We start from the raw sequence: 22,762 nt of genomic DNA on the forward strand, positions 1-22,762 counted from the left end.
TTTGCTATTAAAGTTAAGCGTGGGAGTACAACGTGCCACTATTTTTTGATGCACCCCTCTGTCACACCAAAAAGTGAAGAATATTGACAGTTACATGAATTTTCATTATACTCAAGCTTTTATTCTTATTGGATTTAAGTTTTGCGAAATCACACCAAGTGAAAAACGCTATTATGTAGGTTTGTCATCTGGATAAACGGGTTGTAGGCGTATGTAAATCGTTATTTTGTAACAGGTTATATCTTCGACAGGTTTGTAAAGTTGTCCCGTTCGGGGAGTTTTCAGAGATTCTATACAGCCTCATTTTTTTGCCGACCTTTGTGTCCCAGTATTTTGTTATTTAAAGATTATTTATTATTATATATAATTGACAATATAAATGGCTATTGAACGATTTGAATTAGAAGGTTTTACAATCATCAAAAAACTTGGCGTAGGAGCCAGGAGCATGATTTTCCTTGCCAAAGACAAGGAAAGCGGCCAGACCGTTGCGCTCAAACGAGCCGTATATGAAACACCTGAAGATTACCGTATTTTTGAGCAAATAGAAAATGAATATGAGGTTTCAAAGGCAGTCAATCATCCTTATCTCCGCAAATGCAATAAGCTGATTAAAATTCGCAAACTTCTCAAAGTAAAAGAATTGTGTCTGTCGATGGATTTGTTTGAGGGCGAATCGCTTGAGAGGTCAAAAGGTTTGAGTCTTGGCGATGTGCTTTTGGTTTTCAGAATGGTTGCCGAGGGACTGGGCGCGATGCATCAGCAGGGATACATTCACTGCGATATCAAACCAAATAATATTCTCATCAATAACGAATCCGGAGCTATCAGCATTATCGACCTCGGACAGGGCTGTAAAATCGGAACTGTAAAGCCGCGAATTCAGGGTACGCCCGATTACATCGCTCCCGAACAGGTTAAGAGAATGCACTTAGACGCGCGAACGGATATTTTCAATCTCGGTGCGACAATGTACTGGGCGCTGACAGGCAAAAATGTGCCGACGCTGATTCCGCAGGGCAACGATCTTGCGGCGCTTCTGGGGCAGAAAGGTCTTACCGCTCCGCATCAAATTTATAAAAAAATTCCGATAAGCGTTTCGAATCTTGTCGTTGATTGCGTTAAGGAAGAACCTTCAAAACGTCCCACGTCGATGGCGAACGTGATTACAAGGCTCGACTTGCTGATTCACAGCATCTTCTCCAAAAGGATAGGCGGACAATAAATGGCGGAAGATTTTATCAAGCTGCTTGAGGCCGGTATCCTTGCTAACGAGCAGGATAAATTCCGCAAGGCTAATATAGTGGCTTTGCCGGCAGCGGGCGATTTGGTAATTACCGGAGACATTCACGGCCATAGAAGAAATTTTGAACGCATCGTTTCATATTCAAATCTCGAAAAAAATCCTGACAGGCATCTGATTTTGCAGGAAATTATTCACGGTGGTCAGGAAGATACGCATGGCGGCTGTCTTTCGTTCGAGGTACTTGCCGATGCCGTCAAACTCAAACTTAATTTTCCAAACCAGGTGCATTTCATCCTCGCCAATCACGATACCGCATTCATAAACAACAGCGATGTGATGAAAGGCGGCAAGGAAATGAACGCGTCAATGAGGGCTGCGCTGAAGCGAAAATACGGCAGCAGGATGAAGGCGGTTGAAAGCGCAATCGAAAGATTTTTGTTTTCGCAGCCTTTGGCGGTTAAAACTGCCAATCGAATATGGATTTCACATTCGCTGCCGGCAGACAGAAACGTTGATAAATTCGATTTTTCAATTTTCGACAGGCACCTGAAAGTGAGTGATATTGTTCGTCCTAATTCGGTTTATACGCTGACGTGGGGCAGAAATCAAAGCGAAGAAAGCCTTAATTTTTTCGCCGGTAAACTCGATGTCGATTTGTTCGTACTCGGTCATCAGGTGCAGGAAACCGGCTGGTCAAGCAATAATAAGAATCTTATAATTATCGATTCGCAGCACAATCACGGCCACTTGATACGGGTTGAACTTGACGCTGAATATACGATAGACAAGCTGATTAAATCGCTTGTTCCGATTGCGAGTATTGGCTAAGGACGGTTAATATGATTTTTTTGTACGCATTGGTTGTTATTACCATGATTGCGCAGGGGCTGACGGTTCTGCTGGTCGTGCGGAATTATCGATTTGTTTTGCGCAAAGCCGACCGCAATCGCATCGGATTCTGCCGTAAAGCCGCGCTAATTATTCCCTGCAAAGGTATTGATACCGAATTCGAAAAAAATATCACTTCATTTTACAATCTCGACTACAGCGATTATGAAATAATTTTCGTGACTGAAAGCGAATCCGACCAGGCATATAATCAACTGCTTGCAATCAGGGAGAAATTACAAAACAAAACAAAGGCTTACAAGATAAGCGTTATTTCAGCGGGCGTTTCAGCTCGTGCCGGCCAGAAACTTCATAACCAGCTTTTTGGATGTGCTGCCGCGGCAAAAGACACCGAAATATTTGCGTTTGCGGATTCGGATGCCTGTGTTCGGTCGAACTGGCTGAATGAACTTACATATCCGCTGCGGAAGGAATGGCACGGCATTTCGAGCGGATATCGATGGTATGTCCCGATGAAGAATAATTTCGCGACGATTGCGATTTCGATACTGAATGCTAAAGTCGCGCAGCTTCTTGGCGCGACGATTTTCAACCAGGCATGGGGCGGGTCGATGGCGATTCGTGTCGAGACGTTTAAAAAACTCGGAATGGAAAAAATCTGGCAAAATGCCGTCAGCGATGATTTGACAATAAGCAGGGCGACAAAAAAAGCAGGCATGAAAGTTTTTTTTGTGCCGGCCTGTTTTGTCGCTTCTTATGAACAATGCAATTGGCCGAGCTTTTTTGAGTTTGCACGCAGGCAATTTCTTCTTACGCGAGTTACTTCTTTCGGAACGTGGTTTTTTGGATTAATCATCTGTTCATATTCGGTGTTTGCTTTATGGGGATTTGCGGCAATCGCGGTTTATCTCAAAAGCACAGGTTTTTCGCACTGGTATATATTTTTATTGGCGGCGATGTTGGCGCTGTCGGGACAGATTTTTACTGCTTCGCTGCGTCAGAAAATGATTAGTGAAATTTTTCCTGCTGAATGGCAGCGTTTGAAAGTAGCGGCGATAGCCGATATTTTGGCCGCTCCGGTGTGGGCGTTGCTTATGCTGGTTTGCATTATTTCTTCGTCTGTCGGCAGAACGATAGAATGGCGAGGAATTAAATATAAATTGATAAGTCCGACGGAAGTGGAACGGATTTAGAAATGGAAGATTGAAAATTTATTCAATTTTTAATTATCTATAAAATGTCATCCCGACAAAGTTGGGATTCCACAGCTAACAACTAACAACTCTCAAACTGACCATCGGTCAGTTTGAGTAATTATTTGTTTTCGTTGCCGATGAGGTAAACTCTGTTTTTGCCGTTGCGTTTTGCTTCGAAGAGCGCTTTGTCGGCCTGCTCCAAAAGCTGCGGTACTGTTGAGCCGTCGCGAGGAAATGTAGCCAGCCCGCCGCTGATTGTCAGTGTGCCTTTGCCGTCAACGCCTAATGCCGGTAAATCTGTTGTGTTGAGTTCTCTTCTAAATCGTTCACAGATATTTATTACCTGCGTCGGATGTTCGCTTTCAATTCTTCTTCGTTCTTCCAGTTCGCTGCTGTCGAGTGCGATTGCGTTTTCACCGGGCAGGTTCCAGAAGACTACCGCAAATTCATCGCCGCCGATTCTGGCGACAACGTCCTGTCTGCGACAGCATTTCTGCATAAGAACAGCAGCCTGTTTCAAAATATTATCGCCGACCGGATGGCCGTAAAGGTCGTTGTATTGTTTGAAATTGTCAATATCGAAAATCAGCAGCGTTACCTGCAGAGATAATTTTTTTGCGTGGTTGATTATCTGACGCAGGAATTCACGAATGTATCTTCTATTTTTAACACCGGTCAGTTCGTCTTCCATCACAAGTCTTTCGAGAATCGCGATGCGATCGAGCTGTTCCTGCATAACGGGGCTGCTTGACAGCGAAGCAGAGACTTGTTGCGCTTCGGGCGATGCTTTCGGCGGATTTTTCAAAAAGAAAACAACCGGACAGATATAATAATCGTCTAAAAGTTTCGTACCGTTTGAAGAGTGAGAGACAATATGGGCGGCAATTGGCTCCTGCCACATATGCGTCAGTAAATATATCTTTGCGGCAGGGTTAGACTGACGAAGTTTTTTTAACAGCCCGTTCAGCTTGTCATCCAGAACATCTGTTGTCATTGCTATGACATCAAATTGCTGTTTTTCGCACACATCAACAGCTTCCGAAACCTGCAGGCAGTTCTGAATCCGAATATCCTCATTTGCATTGGTATTAACAATGTTATTATCGGTCTTGCCAATAAGCAACACTTCGGCTTGCGGTTTTAAATTGTCTATTGTTATCCTGCTTTGCATTGTCCGGCTATTATACCAAAAACAGAGCAAAAAGTCAAACTTGGCAAAAAAGGTAATTTAAAGAGGGTGAGCGGCATTTTTAGTTGGGAAGTGTTATTTGGCGGCGGGCAATACTGCTAATTTTTCCTGTGCCTGTTCAGCGAGATAGCTGCTTGGATAGTCTTTCAGGAATTTCTGCAGGCCGGTTTGGGCTTCAGCGAGGTATTTTTCCTTTTCTTTTTCGCTTAACTGATGTTCTTTCCAGATAGTAAGTTTCAGCGAAGCCTGTTCAAATTTCGCCTGTGTCCCGCCATCGGTTCCGGGGTAATCTTTTGCGACTTTGCCCAACTGGTCGGCTCTTTGAATCGCGTCGGAAATCAGCATTATTTGTGCCAGCACGATATTGTCTTTCAGCGGAGAATTTTCGCCGGCCTGTTCGAGCAGATAATCGAGCTGGCTTTTGTAAAGCACGTCGTGCGGATTGAGCAGAACGAATTGCGCGACAAGTTTTTTATTTTTATCATTGTTTCCGAGATTTTCGTTGCTGATGAGAGTTTGCAAATATAAAAATCTTCTCTTCAGTTTTTTAAGGTCGTATTCCGTGATAACCGTTTTGGCAGGCTTGCGGAAAATTTCGCCGGTCACGTCCGCGGATACCTGTTTTACATTTTCCATTTCTTTGGCAATCATTACCAGGCTTTCATTAATCATTTCCTGTGTGTGAGAAAATTCACCCATTCCGGCAAGATGAATCGCTCTTCGCCAGCGGGCTTCGATGGATTCGGGACTATCTGGAAATTCTGAAAACAGCCTGTGCCATATTGGAAGATTTTCTCTGTGCGGGTAATCGTTGTAAAAATGCAGCGTTTCTTTTTCGACGAGGATATTTAACTCCGGCGTAAGCTCGCTAAGCATCGCTTTGTAATAAAGCGCGATGGGCATTCGCCGTATTCTCGCGCGGCTTTTTAATAAAGTCGTATGAACTATTTCCGGTTTCCACCACTGTTTTTCAGGATTGATGAATTTTTCGTATTCCTTTAATAACTGCCTTTTACGCGATTGATAGGCCGGTGCGGAATATTCATAGAACCATTCCGGCCAGCGTTCAAGAAGCAGGCGATTTTGAATTTCCTTTTTGAGAACGCCTCTTAACGCGATAGTATCAACAGGATAAAACGGCGGCTGGAAATAACTGTTTCTGCGAGGCCCTTTTAGTACGTTGTCCAATGATTCGGTAAGACTTGTGTCCTGAAATTCTTTGATTGTGTCAGGATTGTTCTCCGCTATGTAGAGCTGATAATCAAGTTCGGAAAGATTGATACCGTCCTGGAAAACGAAAATAGTTGTGATTAAAACAGCAACTGAAATTGTCCATATAAGACTTGGCCTGTAACGTGTGAAATGCCCGATGAGCAGAACAAGGCCGGCGATAGCAATCGCATTCAGCAGGCCGTCGCCCCACGGCGCGTAAGACAGTGCCCATCGCAGGCTGTCAGCGTTTTTTGCGCCGCCGCAAAAACCGAAATATATTATCGAAGGCGATACGCACAAGACGAACGAAATAATTCTCGACCTGAAACGCAGCGGCCTGACTGCTGCGCAGAATGCGCCGAGCAGAACCGCAAGTGCAAGCCCGGGCAGACCGGCGATGAATGTCAGTACAATAATGAAAAGTATGCTGTATTTAAAACTCATTAACTGTGAAGCGAGAATCGGCACTGCAATTAAAATTCCGAGCAGAAGACCCATAACGAAAATCTGGGCGGGATATTCATAAATGCTTAACGGTGAGAGGATTAATTTTTCGAGATAGAACGGGCCGGGGAATACATGGGAAATCAGGTCGCCTGTCAGCAGCTTCGACCAGAAAACCGCCGTGAAATAATAAATGCAGACAGCGAGAAAATAACAGCCGTTGACGTTCGCGTGGCTGTAGTGCAGGGTAGGACCTGCGGTCATAAATGATTTTGGAATAGTTTTTTCGTTCTCTGCCATATCAGAGTATTATAACTCATTCGACGAGGAAAAACAGTTATTATTTTTTCCGCTTCACGCTTCACGAATAACCAGATACAACAATATTACGCGGTAGCGACAACTTCCATCTCGGCGTTTTGCTGTTCGCCAGGCCTGAATGTCAGCGGCTGGGAAAATTGAACTGCGATTTTTCGCATATAGCCGTTGATGTTGTCAATTCTGCAAACGAAACCGTTGCGGATGTGACTTTCCAGATCGAACGTATTGTCTTTGCCGTAGCGCGGAACGCTAAAGCGTGTGGTTATGTATTGACCCGGATAAGGTGATTCTTCTGCAAGACACGTAAAAGCAGCCCCGCCGCTGCTTATATCGACCATTTGCCCCTGCGATAAATTGTCTGTAAAATCCTCGGCGAACCATATTGGCCAGTGATAATTCAATCTTTTTTCTCTGCGTCTGTCTTGCGAAGTTCCATTCATTTGTCTGCTCCATAAAAAATTGTCTTTTAATACTCTGAAATTCGTCAAAAGAATGAAGCGGGTTAACAAACTCGTACGCTATTTTTTTATTTTTTTTAGAATACGCAAATGCCATAACATAAACAAATATTTGACGTTACGGAAAATACCTGAAATGAAAACGCAAAGATAACAACGTCCAATAATGTTTGCGGATTATCTGGTTTGTGTGTGTTTTTTTTCGATTTTACTTGACATGTGGGGGTGTTTTTTGTTATGGTATAAGTACAAATGCTGGGTTTGGCACAGACGCTAAAAAGTATAAAGTACAGACACCAGCTACAGAGGTCGGACGTTCCGGCCTCTTCTTTTTTGCGCACTTCTCAACACTAAATTCACCACAGAGAACACGAAGAAATTTTAAGGACATGTCATTTCCGTGAAGACCTGAATCCATCTATTAATTTGACGATGCAATTATATTGTCAAGGCACGATGAGGAATGGTATAATATGGAAACTGTGAATATTGCGGAGGGATAAAATGAAACTGGAAAAATATTTCATAGTGGTTTTGTTTTTGTTATGTGTTGGGAGTTGTTACGCCAATCCTATTATTATGCCGCCGCCGAAAATGGGGATGTATTCCTTTGAGACCAAGGCAGGTTTGATAATAAACTTCGTCGCTGACTTTGCCGCCATAAGTATCGGTTATTGGATAGCAAGAGAAATCAGGAGATTGTTCTGCCGGAGATTTTTTCCGTATATTGTAATGGTTTTTCTGGGCGGAATTATTATCGACATAATAGCGGTTTTTCCATTTAAAGTTTTCTTTTATATTTTTCAGGAAAAAGTTCAAAGCATTATGGTTTTGTTTTTGACGGCCGGATTGCTTTTATATTTGTTCAATAGTTGGCTGGCTGAAAAATTATTTGAGGTTGAGTTGAAAGAAAAAATTATTATCGGTTTGGTAATGGCTCTATTGACGAATCCTGTAATCGGTATATTGTTGAGTAATTAGAATAAAAAATCTCTGTGTCCTCTGTGTGCTCTGTGGCTATCTAAAAATGCGCACGTTTTCAAAACACCGATTTTCAATTTTTACGATTTCTTACGATTTCACTGCGATTAAATGTCAAATTACATTAATTCACTTCTTTTTACTGTGATTTAGATTCATTTTGTTACACCAAAACTTGCGCCTTGCGCGATTTTGCATCAAAATCGTGCACGTTCTGTCTTTGTCGAAAAGCCGACTACTACATATAGTGTTAGCAAAAAAATGCGCACGCGAAAACTTGCGCCAATTTTGCGAATTTCAGAAAATTTTGATTTTTGAGAAGGATTTTGATGTGTTTTTTGACGTTTTGCCGAATACTTGCGCGTTTTAAAGGCTGTTTTTGGCAAAAAGCGGGGAAATTGAAAATTTCGCTAACGACTTTAGTAATATGAGGTTATATCAAACTTACGCACAAACATGCGCATTTTCATTTTCACAAAAAATTGCTGTAAGTCCTTTATTTTAAATTTGCGACCATTTCAGCGAACATATTGCCGCGCTGGACAAAATTTAAAAACATATCATAACTTGCGCACGCCGGGCTCATTAAAACCACATCGCCGGGTGCGGAAATTTTTCTTGCTCTGTTGACGGCATCCTGCAAAGTTTTCTCGCGGTAAATCGGCGGGACCGTGCCGGTGTCTCTTATACACTTTTCAATCTTGTCAGCCGTTACGCCAATCAAAATCAACGCCTTTAATTTGCTGCTGATTGCTTTTGCCATTGCTTCGAACGGCAGGCCTTTGTCGTATCCGCCGGCAATCAAAATTTTCGGCTCGCTGAAGGCCTCTATGCCGACAACTGTGCTCTCCGGTGTTGTAGCAATCGAATCGTTATAATATCTTGTGCCGTTGACTGTGCCGACTAATTGTAATCTATGCGGAAGCGAAGTAAAGCTGCCGACAGATTCAATCAAGTCCTCATCCCTCAATCCGAAGCAATGAGCGATTGTAACTGCGGCAGCGAGGTTTTCACGGTTCGCTTTGCCGGGCAGTTTGAAACCTTTGGTTAATCTCTCGTCTAATTTTTCTCTGTCGAATAAAAGGCAATCGCGTTCTGATTTTTTATATTTCTCAAACCACTTGAGACACGTTTCATCATACGCATTTAAAATGGCTGAATCGTCGGCGTTTTGGAAACGGATAATGTTCTCTTTCGCTGCGCAGTAATTTTCCATTGTCTTGTGCCGGTCTAAATGGTTCGGCGCGATGTTTGTAATACAGCTTACATTCGGAGCTTTTTTTATTCTTGCGAGCTGCTCCAGTTGAAAGCTGGAGATTTCCAGTACGACGATATCGTTTGTCTCAATCTGGTCGAGAGTTTCGAGCAGAGGGTGATTGCCGATATTGCCGCTTAAAAACACTCTGCCTTTCTTGTAATTTTTCAGCAGATGCGAGGTTAGTGCGGTTGTTGTACTTTTGCCGTTTGAGCCGGTTATAGCTGCGATTTTGGCAGGGCACAGCTGGAAGAAAATTTCCATCTGCGAAGTGATTAATCTGTTCTTGCCTATCGCGGCTTTGATATAATCATTGTCTTCATCGACTGCGGGGTTGACGATAATTACATCTGAATCTGTGAAGTCAGATACTTGATGGCCGCCGATGTGAAATTCAATATTCTTGAATTGTTTTAACTCTTTGATGGAGCCGGCGAGTTTTTTTTCGTCGCCTTTGTCGGTTACGATAACTTTTTTAGCGTATCTTGCCGCAAATTTGGCGGTATCAACTCCGCCGCCAAAAACTCCCAATCCCATAATGACAACATTCTTGCCATTTAAAATATTACAATCCATTACAAAACTCACTTAAAATCCGAAATCCTAATTTCGAATTTCTAAACAAATTCAAATTTACAAAATCCAAATATTTAAAACCGATAAATCTGTATCTCAAGCTGCATAAAGCACCTGATGGTTCTTGTTCACAGATTCGAGGAAATAACGATTTTTGACGGCCTTGATCATTACGAGGTCAATGTGCCGACCCAAAAGATTTTCAAGCGATTCCAATAAACCAAAATATGCGTCTGCGTGTTCTCCGTGCTGTAAAGAATCGAACTCGACAAGAAAATCAATGTCGCTTCTTTCGGCCTCAAATTTTTCATCATTCAACGCAGAACCAATGAGTTCAAGACGACGAACGCGATATTGGCGGCATAATTGTTTCAAAACATCCAGGTTTTTTTCAATTAGCGAAACCATTATGAAAATCAGTATATTTCTTTATATGCCTTTTGCAAGTTCAATTTTAGCATCGACAACAGCCTGTTCGATGCACTTTTCCCAATTCGTGCTGAACTGTTCAACGTATTTATCATCTTCGTAAGCGTAAATGATAGACCTTGAAGCGTTAATCAATGCGCCTGTGCCGTCCGGTTTGCAGAATCGCATACAATCAGCGGCTGTTGCGCCTTGTGAGCCAAAGCCGGGGACGAGGAAAAGAACTTTATCGTATTTAGCTCTTAACGCTGTTGTTTGTTCGCCGCTTGTTCCGCCAACGACCATACCGATATTGCTGTAACCGCTTTTTCCGATTCTTGCGGGGTCGTTTGCTATTTCGGCTGTAACTTCAGCGAGCTTCTCATACATTTTCATTCCGGAAGCGTCTGCGAAATCCTGAATCGCGGCCGCTGACGGGTTGCTTGCACGAACCCAAACGAAAACGCCTTTGCCCTGTTTGTCTGCGATTTCGGCGAATGGCAGGATACCTTCTGAACCTGCGAAGCCGTTAATGGTAATCGCGTCCGGAGCGAGAACATCTTCCAGTCCTTTGAGTTCCGGATTCTGCAGATGGGCAAGCGCGTAGCTTTGAGCTGTGTGGCCGATGTCGCCGCGTTTTACATCGCCGATAATCTCCAGATCGAGGTCCTGTGCTTCGCTGATGAGTGAGTAATATGCTTCGATGCCTTCCCAGAGGTATCTTTCGAAAAATGCTATGTTAATTTTTACTGCAGGTACAAGCGGGGCGATGACTCGCAGAACTTTCATACTGTATTCGAGGGCAGCATCAATTGATGCTGCGCAGCTTTTGCTGTCGTTCATTCCTTTTGTGTCGCGAATAGCCTTTGGCAGGCGTGAATAAACCGGGTCAAGCCCGACAATTAACGGTGTTTTCTTTGACTTTACAGCTTTACAAATACGGTCCGCAAAATGACTTGCCATCCTATACCTTTCAGTTAATATAACAGTTTAAATATCGTATTTTGAACGAAACATAACACTATAAGCATTAAATCGTCTTTGGCAAGGAAGTAATGGAAAAAAATTTGGAACACACGGCTGAAAAACGACCCTCAAAAAAGGTTTTTTTGTGGCAAATATTGCTCGTTTTGACGGGGATTTTGCTTTTGTTCCTTATTCACTGGTTCGTCGGACTGTTCAGGGTGCCTGCGTATTTCAGAACTGTTGAGATAATTGAAAGCAACCAAATCAGTCTGTATCTTTCCAATGTGATTCTTCCGGAACTTTACAATAAATCGCAAACCGGCAAACCGTTTGAGGTGATTTTTACCGAAGAGGGTATAAATGAAATCATTTCACGGCACATAGATGCGAAAAGTTTAAAGAAGTGGGATTTTTCAGACATCAGCGTTACTTTTTCAACTGGAAAAATCCTGCTCACGGGCAAAACCAAATATCGCGGTCATGATTTTATTGTAACCGCAGTTTTCAAACCTGCCATTTGTGAAAAAGGTTTCAACGCAGGATTGACGCAAATTCGGGCCGGTACGAGCAGTTTGCCGTTCGCATCGCATTTTATTCGGGATAAAATTCTTTATAAACTGGCCGGGCAAAATTCAGATGTTGTTCAGTACGCCGGCGTGCTGTTCAGCGATAATAAAATTCCACCTGAATTTACATTCGAACATCGGAATATAAAGGTACAGGAAATAATCATAGATAATCACAAATTAACCATTCGCTTTCTTCCGGATTAAAAATGAACAGAGAAATTCTTCCTCAATTCGAGTCGTCAGAAAAAGGCCTGCTTGTAAGAGCGCCCGCAAAAATAAATCTTTCACTTCTCATCGCTGACAAACGGCCGGACAACTATCACAATCTTGAGACAGTAATGGCCAAGATAGCATTTTATGATGAAATATTTCTCGAAACAGGACAGTCGTCCAAATTGGAACTTGTTTGCAAAGGCAACTGGTCGCCGGAAGGAAAAGATAATCTTGTTTATAAAGCAGCAGAGTTTTTTTACAAAGCTATTGAAAAAGAACCTGATGTGAAAATCACTCTGACAAAAAATATTCCTGCAGGTTCTGGACTTGGCGGAGCAAGCAGTGATGCCGCTTCAACAGTGCTTGCGCTCAATAAATTGCATAACGAAATATTGCATGAAAACAAACTTTATGATATTTGCGCTCAATTAGGCAGCGATGTTTCATTTTTTTTAAATGGGCCTTTGGCACTGTGCACTGGCAGGGGAGAGAAAGTGGAAAAGATAGATAAAAAATTTGGCTTTTTATTAATTCTGATTTTGCCGAATATAAACATTTCCACTAAAAGGGTTTACGAGGCTTATAAAGTAGATATGAATCGTTTCAACGAGTTAAGCCAAAAAATCAGGGGTTATATATCCGACAACAAAATTACATTAATTCCAAAATTGTGCGCAAATATGCTTGCTAAAACGTGCTTTTTAGTAGATAATAACCTTGCTCTATTGCAGGTAAAGATTCGGGAGATGACAGAGAGGCCTGTATGCCTTAGCGGCAGCGGTTCGGCACTGTTTGTTTTATCTGATGATGTAAGCTACCATGATGTTGATATTTTACGAAGCGAAATGAGTTCGCGCAACTGCAATTGTATAATTGTATCCAGCAATGAATGGTAGTTTTAAGGTAGCCTGATATGGAGATTACAGAAGTACGAGTCAAGTTGATTGCCAACAAAGACGAACGGCTCAAGGCGTTTTGTTCAATGACGATTGATAACTCATTTGTCACCCGCGACATTAAAGTTATCATGGGCACCAACGGTTATTTCGTCGCAATGCCTTCGAGGAAAATGAGCGATCATTGTCCGAAGTGCGGTGGGAAAAATCATCTTAGGGCAAGATTCTGCAACAACTGCGGTGCATCCCTTGGCGAAGAGAGAGCCAAAAAAGATTTTAAAGGGAGAATGAAACTGCACGCAGATATCGCCCATCCCATCAACGCACAGTGCAGACAGATGATTCAGGACACAATCGTCAAAGCCTTCGAAGAAGAGTTGGAGAAATCCAAACAGCCCGGCTATAAGCCAGTCGAGTTCGATGAACCCGATGACGAAGTACCGGATGAGGTGTCCGAACATTTGTAAAAACAGTTAGTTTTTACAAAAGCTTTGCGTCATCACTAAAACACATACGTGTTGCCAGAGGAAATTTTTACTAAATTGTCAGCTAACTAAACTATCCTATGCTTTCCATAAAAAATGGTTGGCTCGGGCTACAACAACACCTGCGACGAAATTAGCAGCCGATTATCTTTACTCCATATTACATATCTGCTCGGCAGATAAAGAAAAAACGAAGAAGTATAATTCTGATTATTTTAATTCCCAATCGTCTGTTCTGAATGACGACGCGGGCAGAAATTCCCTATTGTATAAATTAGGCTGTGCGCAATTGCTCCAGCCGTATCGGACGGCGACGGGTTTTTCAACCTGCGGACTTGAAACGCGAACGGTTTGACCGTCGATAATAGCTTTGGCGGGATAAAATATTTTGTCTTCGCCGGCAATTGTGAAATCACTTAACTCGCTGCCTTTGACAGCAAGGCCGTCTTGCGCGTAGCTGAAGAATACTCTAATTGAATTGCCTTCGATTTTCATTTCTCTATATATCGGGCCTGAACAAACAACGTCTGTTCTGCCGTAAGTTCTATTCAATGCCCAGCGAGCGAGTCTGTCGCCGACGTCGTGTTTGTTTTTTGGGTGGATATCCTTTTCTTCGCCGATGTCCATTGTAATGGCCATTCCTGTGTTCGGCTCGGACAATGTCATCGTCTGCGCTTCACGAAGAGCCTGGCTGAAATAGCTGTCGCCATAATCCCACGGCGCGATTTGAACATAATAAAACGGAAACTTGCCTTCGTCCCATCTGGTACGCCAGCAATTAATCATAGCGGGGAACAGCGTTCTGTATTCAATCGGCGCCCAAACATTCGCTTCACCCTGATACCATATTACGCCGGCGATTCTAAACGGAATAATCGGTGCGACCATTCCATTAAATAACGCGGTCGGGAAATTCTGATTCAGGCCTGAAAATCTCGGCTCCGACCAGTCTGTTTTCGGATTCGATTTTTTGTACTTCCACGTTCCGGCCAGGCTGATTTGCTTTTTGCTCACGAAGCTGATTTTCAAAGAATCTTTTTCGCCTGTGAAACCGCCGTCGCCGCCGGTGTCGATAACGCGGATTGTTATTACGTTCTTTCCTTCGCTTACATATTCGGCGGGCACTCTATACGCTCTGGCAACATCGCAGCCGATAGTTGTGCCGATGTAATGGTCGTTTATCCAAACGCTGTCAATGTCGTCGATTTTTCCTAAATCGAGCTGCATATTGGATGTAATCGCTGGCAGCGTAAATTCTTTTCTGAACCAGACTGCACCGTGAGCGTCTTTCAACGAAGAGCTTGACCACCAGCACGGCAGTTCAATGTTCGTCCAATTACTGTCGTCAGCATTCGCGGCATACCATTTTTCTTTTGAGCCGATGTCGTCAGCGGCAATTTTTTTGAGCCAACTGTCCAAAATTTTTCCGAATGCGATATCAGGGTCTTCGTTTTCCTTTCTGACATCCGTTAAAATTTCCGAAGCGGTTTCCATTCTCTTGAACTTTTTAATTGAGTCGAGGTCCATCCAGCTTTCAGCGGGTGTGCCGCCCCAATGTGTGGCGATTAAACCAATCGGGACGTTCAATTCTTCCTGAAGCCGTTTGCCGAAATAATAACCAACAGCGGAGAAACCCTGTACGTGCTCACTTGTCGCCGGCAGCCAGGTGTTCCATGATAAGCCGCAATCCTTTTCCTCAAATAATGAATATCTGTATTTTACGCCGATGATTCTAATGTTTGTATTTTTAGCCTGCGCGATATCTTGTTTGCTTCTCTTTGTACCGAGCCATCCCATCGACACTTCCATATTCGACTGGCCTGAACATATCCAGACTTCTCCAATCAAAACATCGGATATTGTGATTTCGTTCTTGCCTGTGATTTTAATTGTGTAAGGGCCGCCTGCCGAAGGAGTTTTAATCGCGGTTTTCCAGCTTCCTTCTTTATCCGTTGTTGAGGTTACAGGTTCTTGGAGCCAACTTGGCTGAATTGTAACTTCTTCGCCCGGCATAGCCCAGCCCCAAATCGGCGCATCACATTTCTGCTGCAGTACCATGTGGTCGCAGAAAAGTGAGGCGACTTTTACTTCGCTGTAAACGGTTGATGATAAAAGTATGATTGCCGATAAACTTCTGAAAACAATTTTCTTCAACATAATATTGCCATCCCAATTTTATTTATCAATTAAAGGTCTTACAAGCGATGTCCAAAGTTCATAGCCTTTGTCGTTCAAATGCAGGCCGTCATCTTTCAACAAATCTTTGCGCGGCTTGCCGTCAGAATCGAGCAGAACCTTTGAAACATCTACGAAGTGTATATTTTGCTGTTTTTTGCAGAAAATTTCAATCAATTTATTTGTTTCAATCATCTGCGGCCAATAATTCCACCTGCTAATGCTGGGTTTAATCGAAATATAGATGATTCTTGTTTCCGGCAGGGTCTGGCGAACCTTATAGAATAAGGACTGAAAGTCTGCCGCAATCATCTCGGAGGGTTTGTTGCAAACTGTGTCGTTATCGCCGGCGTAAAAGACAATAGTCTTTGGCTTGTACGGCAGAATTATCTGGTCTGCGTAATATAAGGAGTCAATAACAAACGAACCGCCAAAACCGCGATTGATTGTTTCAATGTCAGGGAAGAACTTCTTTGTGTCCCACATTCTTATGCTCGAACTGCCGACGAAAAGCACAGCATTTTGCGGCGGGGATGTTTGTTTGTCGCTATCAATAAATTTTTGTATGTCATCTTTCCACCTGTCAGGGTGTGTGTAATTCTCAATGGATTGTTTATTTAAAGCTTGCCGCTGTGTGTTTGTCTGCTGCTCGCTTAGGCATCCGCTGGAGAGCAGTGCGCAAGTAATTGCAAATAAATAAGTTACAACTTTTGTATTATGCTTCATTTTTCAGTTCCTATAATAATAAGGTTATTTGCGAAAATAGTTACACAGTAATTATACGCCAATCGGTATCCGATTCAAGAAATAAGAAAGTAAAAATTTTATCCGGCAGTCGTTTTTGTAAGTATTTGTAAAATAATAACTTAATAGCTTTGTGGATATTTTTGTAATTTTTTAGAGTTTGATTTTGTTCAAAAAAAGTTAAAAAAACATTGACAATATAATGGTAAAACGTCATAATTGGCCTGTGTAAATACTTGCACAAGACATTTTTTATTTTGGAGTGATGATTTTGGCGGTAGGCGTATCAAGTTTGAAAGATGTAGCACAGGCGGCAAACGTTTCTGTTCCGACGGTTTCTCGAATTCTGCGGAACAAAAATCTTTCGAGATTCTCTGAAGAGACGCGAAATAAAGTTTGTGAAGCAGCTACAAAACTTCGCTATCGGCCGAATATGTTAGTCAAAGGTCTTCAAACGGGATTGACGCACACAGTCGGCGTGATGGTTCCGCCTTTTGATTCTTACTGGTCTTCAATTCTTTACGGCATTCACGATACACTCATCACAGTTGATTTTGTTCCGATTAATCTTTGGGTTCGCCACGGCGATAATTTTTCGAGCAGCGGACCTGTTGACGACCTTGAACAAATTCACAGGCTGATTGACAGACGTATTGACGGCGTAATAATGTGGCCGCCGATAACACCTGACTTTTATGCGCACAATGAAGAACTTTCGGCAAGAAATGTTCCGGTAGTAACAATTGACCATGAACTGCCGATAGAATTCGGCGCCAATTCGGTAACAACAAACGAAGAACACGGCGCACATCTTGTGGCAAAACACTTACTTGATTTGGGACATCGCCGCATAGCACATCTGGGCGATGTGGGCCTTGAGACATATAGCTGGGCACAGAGACGACGGAAGTTTTTTGAAAATGAAATCAACGCGGTTGAAGGCGCTTCGTGTTTTGCGGTAGAAAAGCCGAAAAACACGGACGGCCTTGAAATCGCCAAGAAGATATTAACAGCTAATCCACGTCCGACAGCAGTATATGCGGCCAGTGATTCGCTCGCCCGTTATATTTATCTCGCGGCAGCGGAACTTAAATTGCGGATACCGGAAGATGTATCTGTTGTTGGTTTCGCGGACCTTGATTTCGCTGCGTTTATGATGCCGCCGCTGACATCGGTAAGGCAAAAGGGGTATGAAGTAGGTCGCAGAGCGGCCAAGCTTCTGATTAACCGTATCCAGGGGAAATTCGCCCAGGATGGGACTCAAAACATTGTGATGAATTGCGAACTGGTTGTGCGTGGTTCCACCGCACCTATACAATCAGTTTAAAAAGTTAATATATCTACATCAATGAATCTTCAGCAGTGAAAGTCTCGCTGTTATTGTATGTTTGTTATAGGAAGGCAGATGAAAAAATCAGTAGCTTTTAAGGAGGTAAGTGTTATGAAAATAAGGTATTCAATAATTTCGTTAGTTTTAATTCTGGCGGTTTGCAGCCTTTCACAGGCGGCAACAAAGGTTCTTGAATGGAAATTCGACGGCGATCTTACTGATGCGAGCGGTAATGGTATAAATGGTACTGCATACGCATATACCGGTACGACAGCTCTGTCTTATACCGCTGGTGTAAGTGGTCAGGCGATTGTATCGGACGGTAATCAAAGTTCTTATACGACATCTGCAAGCACCGCAGTTCTTCCCCTGCTTGCGGCAGATACTTGGACGGTTAATTTCTGGGTTTGTCCAACAACGAATCCTATTCGTAACTGGGGACTTGCGTATTGTTTGGGAAACAGGCCAAACAGTTATGATGGTTTTGCAGCTGGCACATCACGGGCTATTTATTCGCAGACAAATAACATAACATTTACTGAAGGTCCGGATAATGGCGGCGGCGGTAAATATGTTTCCACAGGCATTCCGTTCGATGTCGGCCAGTGGCAGATGATTACGACAACCTATGATGGCATGAGAGTTAGAATATATAAAAATGGTCTGCTCATCGGCTCACGTGATGATGTTGTTTTTGCAGATGCACCCGGCGAAGTCAGAGTACCTGCTTACGCATGGGGCGGATATAACTTCCTTGCCGGTAAATATGATGAATTCACAGTATGGCGCGGCGCAATGACGCGGGATGAGATTTTAGATATGATCATTCCAGGTGTTCTGCCGGAAGTCGAACTGTTTGATGAAGTTGTTTACTACACTATGGATGACCCGGTTGACGGGACGATACAGAAAATGCCGGATCATTCCGGTAAGGTCTACGATGGCAATCTGTATGGTTATTCAACACCATCTACAGATTGGGTTGAAGCAGGCAAAAAGGGCGGCAGTCTTGTATTTGAAGGCGGTCAGGCTGTTGACCTTCCGGTTGGGGTGAGCGTGTCACAGTATGCACAATATTCCGTTGCATTCTGGTTCAAGTCCGGTTACCAGCCTTACAATACGGCTTTCTATTCAGAAAAGGCTACTGGCGTCGGAAGCTCATTTGTTATCCGTGGTGATGCCGGCGATACCGGAGCCATAAGAATTTACAGCAAAGATGCATCTTACAACTCACAGTACAGCCTCTATTATGATGCATCAGATTATATGGACGGCGACACATGGCATCATCTGGCATTTACAACAGACGGAAATGAAGCAAGATTTTATCTGGATGGTGAAGTTGTAGCATCATGCAGTGGTTATAATTCATGCACCAAAGGCGCTATGAGCGGCAGCGTTGGTTACAGTTGGGAAGCACAGGGGTTCCTTGGCGCCTGGGGCGAAACTTATGTTGACGAGTTCCATATGTATAAAGGGACGCTTTCACAGGAAAATATTTTGGCGTTGATGGCAGAAGGCAATATCGACAACGATTTAGATGTTGATTTTGTGGACTTTGCACAACTTGCCGAGCAGTGGTTCGAGAATACTACTGGCACAGCAGGCACAACTTATGTTGCTGATGATATGGAAGGCAATATAACCGGCTGGGCAGTATATCCAAGCAGTACATATACAGGCACTGGTACAATCAATCTTACATCAAATGCTTATGCAGGCAGCGGCGCTTTGCAGTGGAATTACAGTTTGCCGGAACTTGCAGGCGGTAACTACTCAAGTATTGTGTTTGACCTCGGTTCGGCCAAAGACTTGAGCGTATATAACGCTATGAAAGTTTACCTCTACAGACACAATGGTAATACAAGCGAAGATTTGATGTATCTGAAATTTATCGACGCATCACAGAATGTTATAGCTGAAAAATGGATAGAAGGCCCGAACTCGGTAATCCTTCCTGTTGATGAGTGGGATGAATGGTTCATCAATCTCGACAAAAAACTTGCGACATCTGGCGGCTCAAGCTATGTAGATAAAACAGCACTCACAGGTATTCGGTATATCATGATAGGCTGCGGCGGCACCAAGTCAACAGCACGTACAGGCATCATTGATATAGACGACATGAAATTTGTAAAATATCCAACTTGTTCATCATTCCTCACAGGCGATATTGATATTGCTGACTGTAAAGACTGCAAAGTTAATATGAAAGATTTGGCAACCTTTACGGAAGACTGGCTGGTTGGTGTAGAGTAATTAACAGTAAATAATTAGGGGCGGATATTGTAAATCCGTCCCTATATGTCAAAACTTAATAGAAGGGTGTTATTATGAGAGCAAAAAAAGCTTTCACATTAGTAGAGTTGTTAGTCGTAATCTCTATTATTGCTATTCTGTTGGCGGTTCTTATGCCGGCGCTGAACAAAGCAAAAGAGCAGGGACGAATGGTTATATGCCGATCTAATTTGAAAGGCATGGTAATGGGCGCCGCTCTCTGGTCGAACGAGCATGACGGTTATGTAATTGCCGGCGACTGGTTCAAAGACAAAGGCGATAACGGCAAAGAAAGTTCACTTGGACCGTATATCGGCGTAGAGCCCGGCAGAAAAAGCAGCATTATGACTTGTCCGACAGCAGTACACTCAAGATTTTTCAAAACAGATCCTGCGTTCGAAACAGACGCCACACGATACACATTCGCCGAGAATGGCTATCTGACATACAATTTCAGTACTGAAGGCAGCCCGGGCAGAAAAGGTGTCGATTCAACCGTAAGAGGTTCCGGCGGCTGGGTAGGCGTGGGCGATGTTTATTGGACAGAGCACGGGATGAATAAACTTATTGAAATCAGACAGCCTGCACAAACAGTATATTTCATCGACCATGAATACTATTTTGCCAACTCATGGGTGTTCAATCCGCGTAAAACTATTGCGGAACTTTCAAAAGCGCATCCTGATTACAAGTTTCAGACCCGCTGGCACAACAAAAAACCAAAGAATGATTATGGCGTTGGTGATATAGGCTGGGTTGATGGTCATGCGAGTATTGAACCGAGCGATATGGCCGGGCTCGACAGTGATGGTACGGAACGCTGGAGATATTATTTCTATAAACACTAATGTGTAAATAAATTCTCTTTGGGATTAAGAAGAAGATGTATAAGCGGTATTTAATAGTCTGGTTCTGTCTTTGTGCTGCGGCGTTCGGTGCGGATATCACTTTCGATGTCTGCGATGTGTCGCACTCATTCGACGGATTCGGCGCACAGATTTGGCCGGGCGATTCACGAGTAGAATCGCTGACTACCGCTTTGAACCTCAAATATTATCGTATTGCTCCGGGCGGATGCTCAAGCCCTCCTGTCGATGCTACCACGACTGTGATGGACGCTTATGTCAGCAGTCAATACAACGGGACAAGTCGCGGCAATGCTGTTGAATATTCTCTTGCGATGGCTCAAACGCTCGGCGTTAAAGTGATTTTAATCAAATTCGGATGCGTTCCTTCAACATGGCTCGGCACCGGTAGTAGATTGAAAAGTGCTTACTTCAACGACTTTGCAAGAATCTGGGCGTCAGAAGTTTTGTATTTTAAAAATTGCGGCTACACGATTGACTACATTGAACTGTTTAATGAACCGGAAGGTAATTGGAATGTTTACTGTCCGGGCGCAGATTACAATACGGTTGTAAAACTTGTTCGCGCAGAACTCGACAGCAGAGGTCTTTCCAACGTAGGTATTATTGGGCCGGGATTGGCTGTTCTTACAAATGGCACATCGTGGATAAATGCACTCGATACGAACGGCAAAAATGCGATTGGAGCATGGTCAACGCATGCCTGGGATGAAAGCTGGTGGGGTACCAGTGCTTTGCCGAGTTATCTTGACCAGCGGTGGAAGAATTACTTCGGCGCAGCGGTAAATTTAGCCGCCCCGACGCACAGCAAGCCCATTATCGTTACCGAGTATGCGACAGGCGTTCAAACTTATAACGGCGTAACGTTCGACAGTAATCATTTTTGCGACAGCAATCAGTTCGCCCAGCGGTGTTATGAAAATTCATTGACGATGGCGAATAACGGTGCGAATGTTCTTTGCTACTGGGAAGCGGCAAATCAAAGCTGGCAGGATAACTTTTTTGGCTGGCAACGAGTCAATTCTACGTACAGGCCGGTATACTATTCGTTTTTAACGCTGGCTCCGTACATTCCTGACAACGCGAAGGTTCTGACCAAGACGTGGACTGGCAGCCAAATCAGCGCATCGGGATTCTTCGGCAGTAATCGACTTGTAATGGCTTTTGCCAACAGTACGGCAAACACGGTAACACGCAGCGTTCAGGTAACGGGCGTAAGTAGTCTTGTTATTACTACTGCCAAAGCATTCGAGGCCGGCGTTGTAACGGATGAGCTTTCGAATGTTTCTTTTGATTATGCTTCCGGCACGATGAATGTAACTCTTCCGCGAGAAAGCACGCTGACAGTTGTCGCGATGGTAAATGAATGCGGTTCCAAATTGGACGTTAATCACGACTGCAAAACTACGTTTGCCGACTTTATTGAAATATCAGCCGACTGGATGAAAGATAATCTTGTGCCGGAGGAAAAGGTTGTTGAAGATTTTGAATCTTATGCAAGCAGCGCAGCAGTTTCGGCGGCTTGGGTAGTTCATGTAAATGGAGATCCTGCAACGGAAACGCTGGTGGATGAAGGCGGCAACAAGTGTTTAAAACTTTTGTACAATACAAATGGTTCGAATGCCTGGCTTCAAACGAAATATCTTCTGCCCGGTGCTGTATGGCTTGGGTCTGGTGTTAATTGGGCATCACCTGGTTATACAAATATATCGTTTAAATATAAAATAACCGATCAGGGAAGCGATTTGACTCAATTTACAATTTGGAATTCGGGCGGCACGAAAATAGCGGGCGCGGATATTGGAAGCGGTACTGTAACAGGCGGCTGGGTTACGGTAAATTTAAATCTTCAAACGATTAAAGCGTCCGGCCAAAATTATCAAAATGTCGGTTTGATTGGATTTACGGCAAAGAATACATATTATGACAGCCCGACAGGCGATATTTACTTTGATAATGTTATTCTTTCAAACAGCGAAAATACGGTATGTTTCGGCACAATAGTCGGCGATATTAATGATGATTGTGTGGTTGATTTTGAAGACGTTTGGCTGTTCAGTCAAAAATGGCTCGAGTGCAGATTGATGGAACAATCGCAGTGCTGGTAAT

19 protein-coding genes are annotated in these 22,762 nt (G+C 43.3%); 11 read left to right on the top strand and 8 right to left on the bottom strand.

Annotated elements, in window-relative coordinates; genetic code table 11:
• Positions 1–379 precede the first annotated feature (379 nt).
• The 3 genes from LLF92_07535 to LLF92_07545 are packed head-to-tail and all read left to right on the top strand — an operon-like array spanning position 380 to position 3,288.
• Positions 380–1,225 (top strand): serine/threonine protein kinase, encoded by an 846-nt coding sequence (locus tag LLF92_07535; protein ID MCE5340963.1) that lies wholly within the window; start codon positions 380–382, stop codon positions 1,223–1,225.
• The gene (locus LLF92_07540; GenBank protein ID MCE5340964.1) at positions 1,226–2,074 is read left to right on the top strand and encodes a metallophosphoesterase; all 849 of its coding nucleotides are present in this window, start codon (positions 1,226–1,228) and stop codon (positions 2,072–2,074) included.
• An 11-nt stretch (positions 2,075–2,085) separates the two neighbouring features.
• Positions 2,086–3,288 carry a glycosyltransferase family 2 protein gene (locus LLF92_07545; GenBank protein ID MCE5340965.1) on the top strand — a complete coding sequence of 401 codons (1,203 nt, stop codon included), beginning with the start codon at positions 2,086–2,088 and terminating at the stop codon, positions 3,286–3,288.
• A gap of 121 nt (positions 3,289–3,409) precedes the next feature.
• On the opposite strand, the gene LLF92_07550 is transcribed toward LLF92_07545, so the two are convergent.
• From LLF92_07550 to LLF92_07560, 3 genes are all read right to left on the bottom strand, one after another.
• Positions 3,410–4,462: a diguanylate cyclase gene (locus LLF92_07550; GenBank protein MCE5340966.1), complete on the bottom strand. Its 1,053-nt coding sequence runs from the start codon at positions 4,460–4,462 to the stop codon at positions 3,410–3,412.
• 93 nt (positions 4,463–4,555) lie between these two features.
• Positions 4,556–6,436 (bottom strand): ABC transporter permease, encoded by a 1,881-nt coding sequence (locus LLF92_07555; GenBank protein ID MCE5340967.1) that lies wholly within the window; start codon positions 6,434–6,436, stop codon positions 4,556–4,558.
• A gap of 86 nt (positions 6,437–6,522) precedes the next feature.
• Positions 6,523–6,897, bottom strand: a complete 375-nt coding sequence (locus LLF92_07560) for a PilZ domain-containing protein (GenBank protein MCE5340968.1) — start codon at positions 6,895–6,897, stop codon at positions 6,523–6,525.
• 522 nt (positions 6,898–7,419) lie between these two features.
• On the opposite strand from LLF92_07560, the gene LLF92_07565 reads away from it, so the two are divergent.
• The gene (locus tag LLF92_07565; GenBank protein MCE5340969.1) at positions 7,420–7,896 is read left to right on the top strand and encodes a hypothetical protein; all 477 of its coding nucleotides are present in this window, start codon (positions 7,420–7,422) and stop codon (positions 7,894–7,896) included.
• A 496-nt stretch (positions 7,897–8,392) separates the two neighbouring features.
• On the opposite strand, the gene murD is transcribed toward LLF92_07565, so the two are convergent.
• The 3 genes from murD to pyrF all read right to left on the bottom strand — a co-directional run bounded on the left by murD (position 8,393) and on the right by pyrF (position 11,095).
• A complete protein-coding gene (murD, locus tag LLF92_07570) occupies positions 8,393–9,727 on the bottom strand; it encodes a UDP-N-acetylmuramoyl-L-alanine--D-glutamate ligase (GenBank protein MCE5340970.1) in 1,335 nt (444 codons plus the stop codon).
• 96 nt (positions 9,728–9,823) lie between these two features.
• Positions 9,824–10,135, bottom strand: coding sequence for a nucleotidyltransferase domain-containing protein (locus tag LLF92_07575; GenBank protein MCE5340971.1), 312 nt, complete (start codon positions 10,133–10,135; stop codon positions 9,824–9,826).
• Positions 10,136–10,156: 21 nt separating this feature from the next.
• The gene (gene pyrF / locus LLF92_07580; protein MCE5340972.1) at positions 10,157–11,095 is read right to left on the bottom strand and encodes an orotidine-5'-phosphate decarboxylase; all 939 of its coding nucleotides are present in this window, start codon (positions 11,093–11,095) and stop codon (positions 10,157–10,159) included.
• Positions 11,096–11,187: 92 nt separating this feature from the next.
• Between pyrF and LLF92_07585 the strand changes: the two genes are divergently transcribed.
• From LLF92_07585 to LLF92_07595, 3 genes are read left to right on the top strand one after another with little or no spacing between them, the layout of a single operon-like run.
• Positions 11,188–11,871 carry a hypothetical protein gene (locus tag LLF92_07585; GenBank protein MCE5340973.1) on the top strand — a complete coding sequence of 228 codons (684 nt, stop codon included), beginning with the start codon at positions 11,188–11,190 and terminating at the stop codon, positions 11,869–11,871.
• A 2-nt stretch (positions 11,872–11,873) separates the two neighbouring features.
• The gene (gene ispE, locus LLF92_07590) at positions 11,874–12,776 is read left to right on the top strand and encodes a 4-(cytidine 5'-diphospho)-2-C-methyl-D-erythritol kinase (protein MCE5340974.1); all 903 of its coding nucleotides are present in this window, start codon (positions 11,874–11,876) and stop codon (positions 12,774–12,776) included.
• Positions 12,777–12,793: 17 nt separating this feature from the next.
• Entirely contained in the window at positions 12,794–13,243 is a 450-nt protein-coding gene (locus tag LLF92_07595) for a SpoVG family protein (GenBank protein MCE5340975.1), read from the top strand.
• A 228-nt stretch (positions 13,244–13,471) separates the two neighbouring features.
• Here the strand turns inward: LLF92_07595 and LLF92_07600 are convergent, their stop codons facing one another.
• Entirely contained in the window at positions 13,472–15,418 is a 1,947-nt protein-coding gene (locus LLF92_07600; protein ID MCE5340976.1) for a beta galactosidase jelly roll domain-containing protein, read from the bottom strand.
• A gap of 18 nt (positions 15,419–15,436) precedes the next feature.
• Positions 15,437–16,162: a GDSL-type esterase/lipase family protein gene (locus LLF92_07605; protein ID MCE5340977.1), complete on the bottom strand. Its 726-nt coding sequence runs from the start codon at positions 16,160–16,162 to the stop codon at positions 15,437–15,439.
• Positions 16,163–16,445: 283 nt separating this feature from the next.
• Here LLF92_07605 and LLF92_07610 point away from each other — a divergent pair, with 283 nt between their 5' ends.
• The 4 genes from LLF92_07610 to LLF92_07625 all read left to right on the top strand — a co-directional run bounded on the left by LLF92_07610 (position 16,446) and on the right by LLF92_07625 (position 22,761).
• On the top strand, positions 16,446–17,507 hold the full coding sequence (locus LLF92_07610) for a LacI family transcriptional regulator (GenBank protein ID MCE5340978.1): 1,062 nt from the start codon (positions 16,446–16,448) through the stop codon (positions 17,505–17,507).
• A 78-nt stretch (positions 17,508–17,585) separates the two neighbouring features.
• Positions 17,586–19,769, top strand: coding sequence for a LamG domain-containing protein (locus LLF92_07615; protein ID MCE5340979.1), 2,184 nt, complete (start codon positions 17,586–17,588; stop codon positions 19,767–19,769).
• A gap of 74 nt (positions 19,770–19,843) precedes the next feature.
• Positions 19,844–20,635, top strand: a complete 792-nt coding sequence (locus tag LLF92_07620) for a prepilin-type N-terminal cleavage/methylation domain-containing protein (protein ID MCE5340980.1) — start codon at positions 19,844–19,846, stop codon at positions 20,633–20,635.
• A gap of 35 nt (positions 20,636–20,670) precedes the next feature.
• A complete protein-coding gene (locus tag LLF92_07625) occupies positions 20,671–22,761 on the top strand; it encodes a hypothetical protein (GenBank protein MCE5340981.1) in 2,091 nt (696 codons plus the stop codon).
• Position 22,762 lies beyond the last annotated feature (1 nt).

This window comes from Planctomycetaceae bacterium, assembly GCA_021371795.1.
Lineage (GTDB): Bacteria > Planctomycetota > Phycisphaerae > Sedimentisphaerales > UBA12454 > UBA12454.

What these genes read in the sequence shown, in the direction of transcription:
- LLF92_07535 (MCE5340963.1), top strand. Translation starts at nt 380, where the DNA reads ATGGCTATTGAACGATTTGAATTAGAAGGTTTTACAATCATCAAAAAA.
- LLF92_07540 (MCE5340964.1), top strand. Translation starts at nt 1,226, where the DNA reads ATGGCGGAAGATTTTATCAAGCTGCTTGAGGCCGGTATCCTTGCTAAC.
- LLF92_07545 (MCE5340965.1), top strand. Translation starts at nt 2,086, where the DNA reads ATGATTTTTTTGTACGCATTGGTTGTTATTACCATGATTGCGCAGGGG.
- LLF92_07550 (MCE5340966.1), bottom strand. Translation starts at nt 4,462, where the DNA reads ATGCAAAGCAGGATAACAATAGACAATTTAAAACCGCAAGCCGAAGTG.
- LLF92_07555 (MCE5340967.1), bottom strand. Translation starts at nt 6,436, where the DNA reads ATGGCAGAGAACGAAAAAACTATTCCAAAATCATTTATGACCGCAGGT.
- LLF92_07560 (MCE5340968.1), bottom strand. Translation starts at nt 6,897, where the DNA reads ATGAATGGAACTTCGCAAGACAGACGCAGAGAAAAAAGATTGAATTAT.
- LLF92_07565 (MCE5340969.1), top strand. Translation starts at nt 7,420, where the DNA reads ATGAAACTGGAAAAATATTTCATAGTGGTTTTGTTTTTGTTATGTGTT.
- murD (MCE5340970.1), bottom strand. Translation starts at nt 9,727, where the DNA reads ATGGATTGTAATATTTTAAATGGCAAGAATGTTGTCATTATGGGATTG.
- LLF92_07575 (MCE5340971.1), bottom strand. Translation starts at nt 10,135, where the DNA reads ATGGTTTCGCTAATTGAAAAAAACCTGGATGTTTTGAAACAATTATGC.
- pyrF (MCE5340972.1), bottom strand. Translation starts at nt 11,095, where the DNA reads ATGGCAAGTCATTTTGCGGACCGTATTTGTAAAGCTGTAAAGTCAAAG.
- LLF92_07585 (MCE5340973.1), top strand. Translation starts at nt 11,188, where the DNA reads ATGGAAAAAAATTTGGAACACACGGCTGAAAAACGACCCTCAAAAAAG.
- ispE (MCE5340974.1), top strand. Translation starts at nt 11,874, where the DNA reads ATGAACAGAGAAATTCTTCCTCAATTCGAGTCGTCAGAAAAAGGCCTG.
- LLF92_07595 (MCE5340975.1), top strand. Translation starts at nt 12,794, where the DNA reads ATGGAGATTACAGAAGTACGAGTCAAGTTGATTGCCAACAAAGACGAA.
- LLF92_07600 (MCE5340976.1), bottom strand. Translation starts at nt 15,418, where the DNA reads ATGTTGAAGAAAATTGTTTTCAGAAGTTTATCGGCAATCATACTTTTA.
- LLF92_07605 (MCE5340977.1), bottom strand. Translation starts at nt 16,162, where the DNA reads ATGAAGCATAATACAAAAGTTGTAACTTATTTATTTGCAATTACTTGC.
- LLF92_07610 (MCE5340978.1), top strand. Translation starts at nt 16,446, where the DNA reads ATGATTTTGGCGGTAGGCGTATCAAGTTTGAAAGATGTAGCACAGGCG.
- LLF92_07615 (MCE5340979.1), top strand. Translation starts at nt 17,586, where the DNA reads ATGAAAAAATCAGTAGCTTTTAAGGAGGTAAGTGTTATGAAAATAAGG.
- LLF92_07620 (MCE5340980.1), top strand. Translation starts at nt 19,844, where the DNA reads ATGAGAGCAAAAAAAGCTTTCACATTAGTAGAGTTGTTAGTCGTAATC.
- LLF92_07625 (MCE5340981.1), top strand. Translation starts at nt 20,671, where the DNA reads ATGTATAAGCGGTATTTAATAGTCTGGTTCTGTCTTTGTGCTGCGGCG.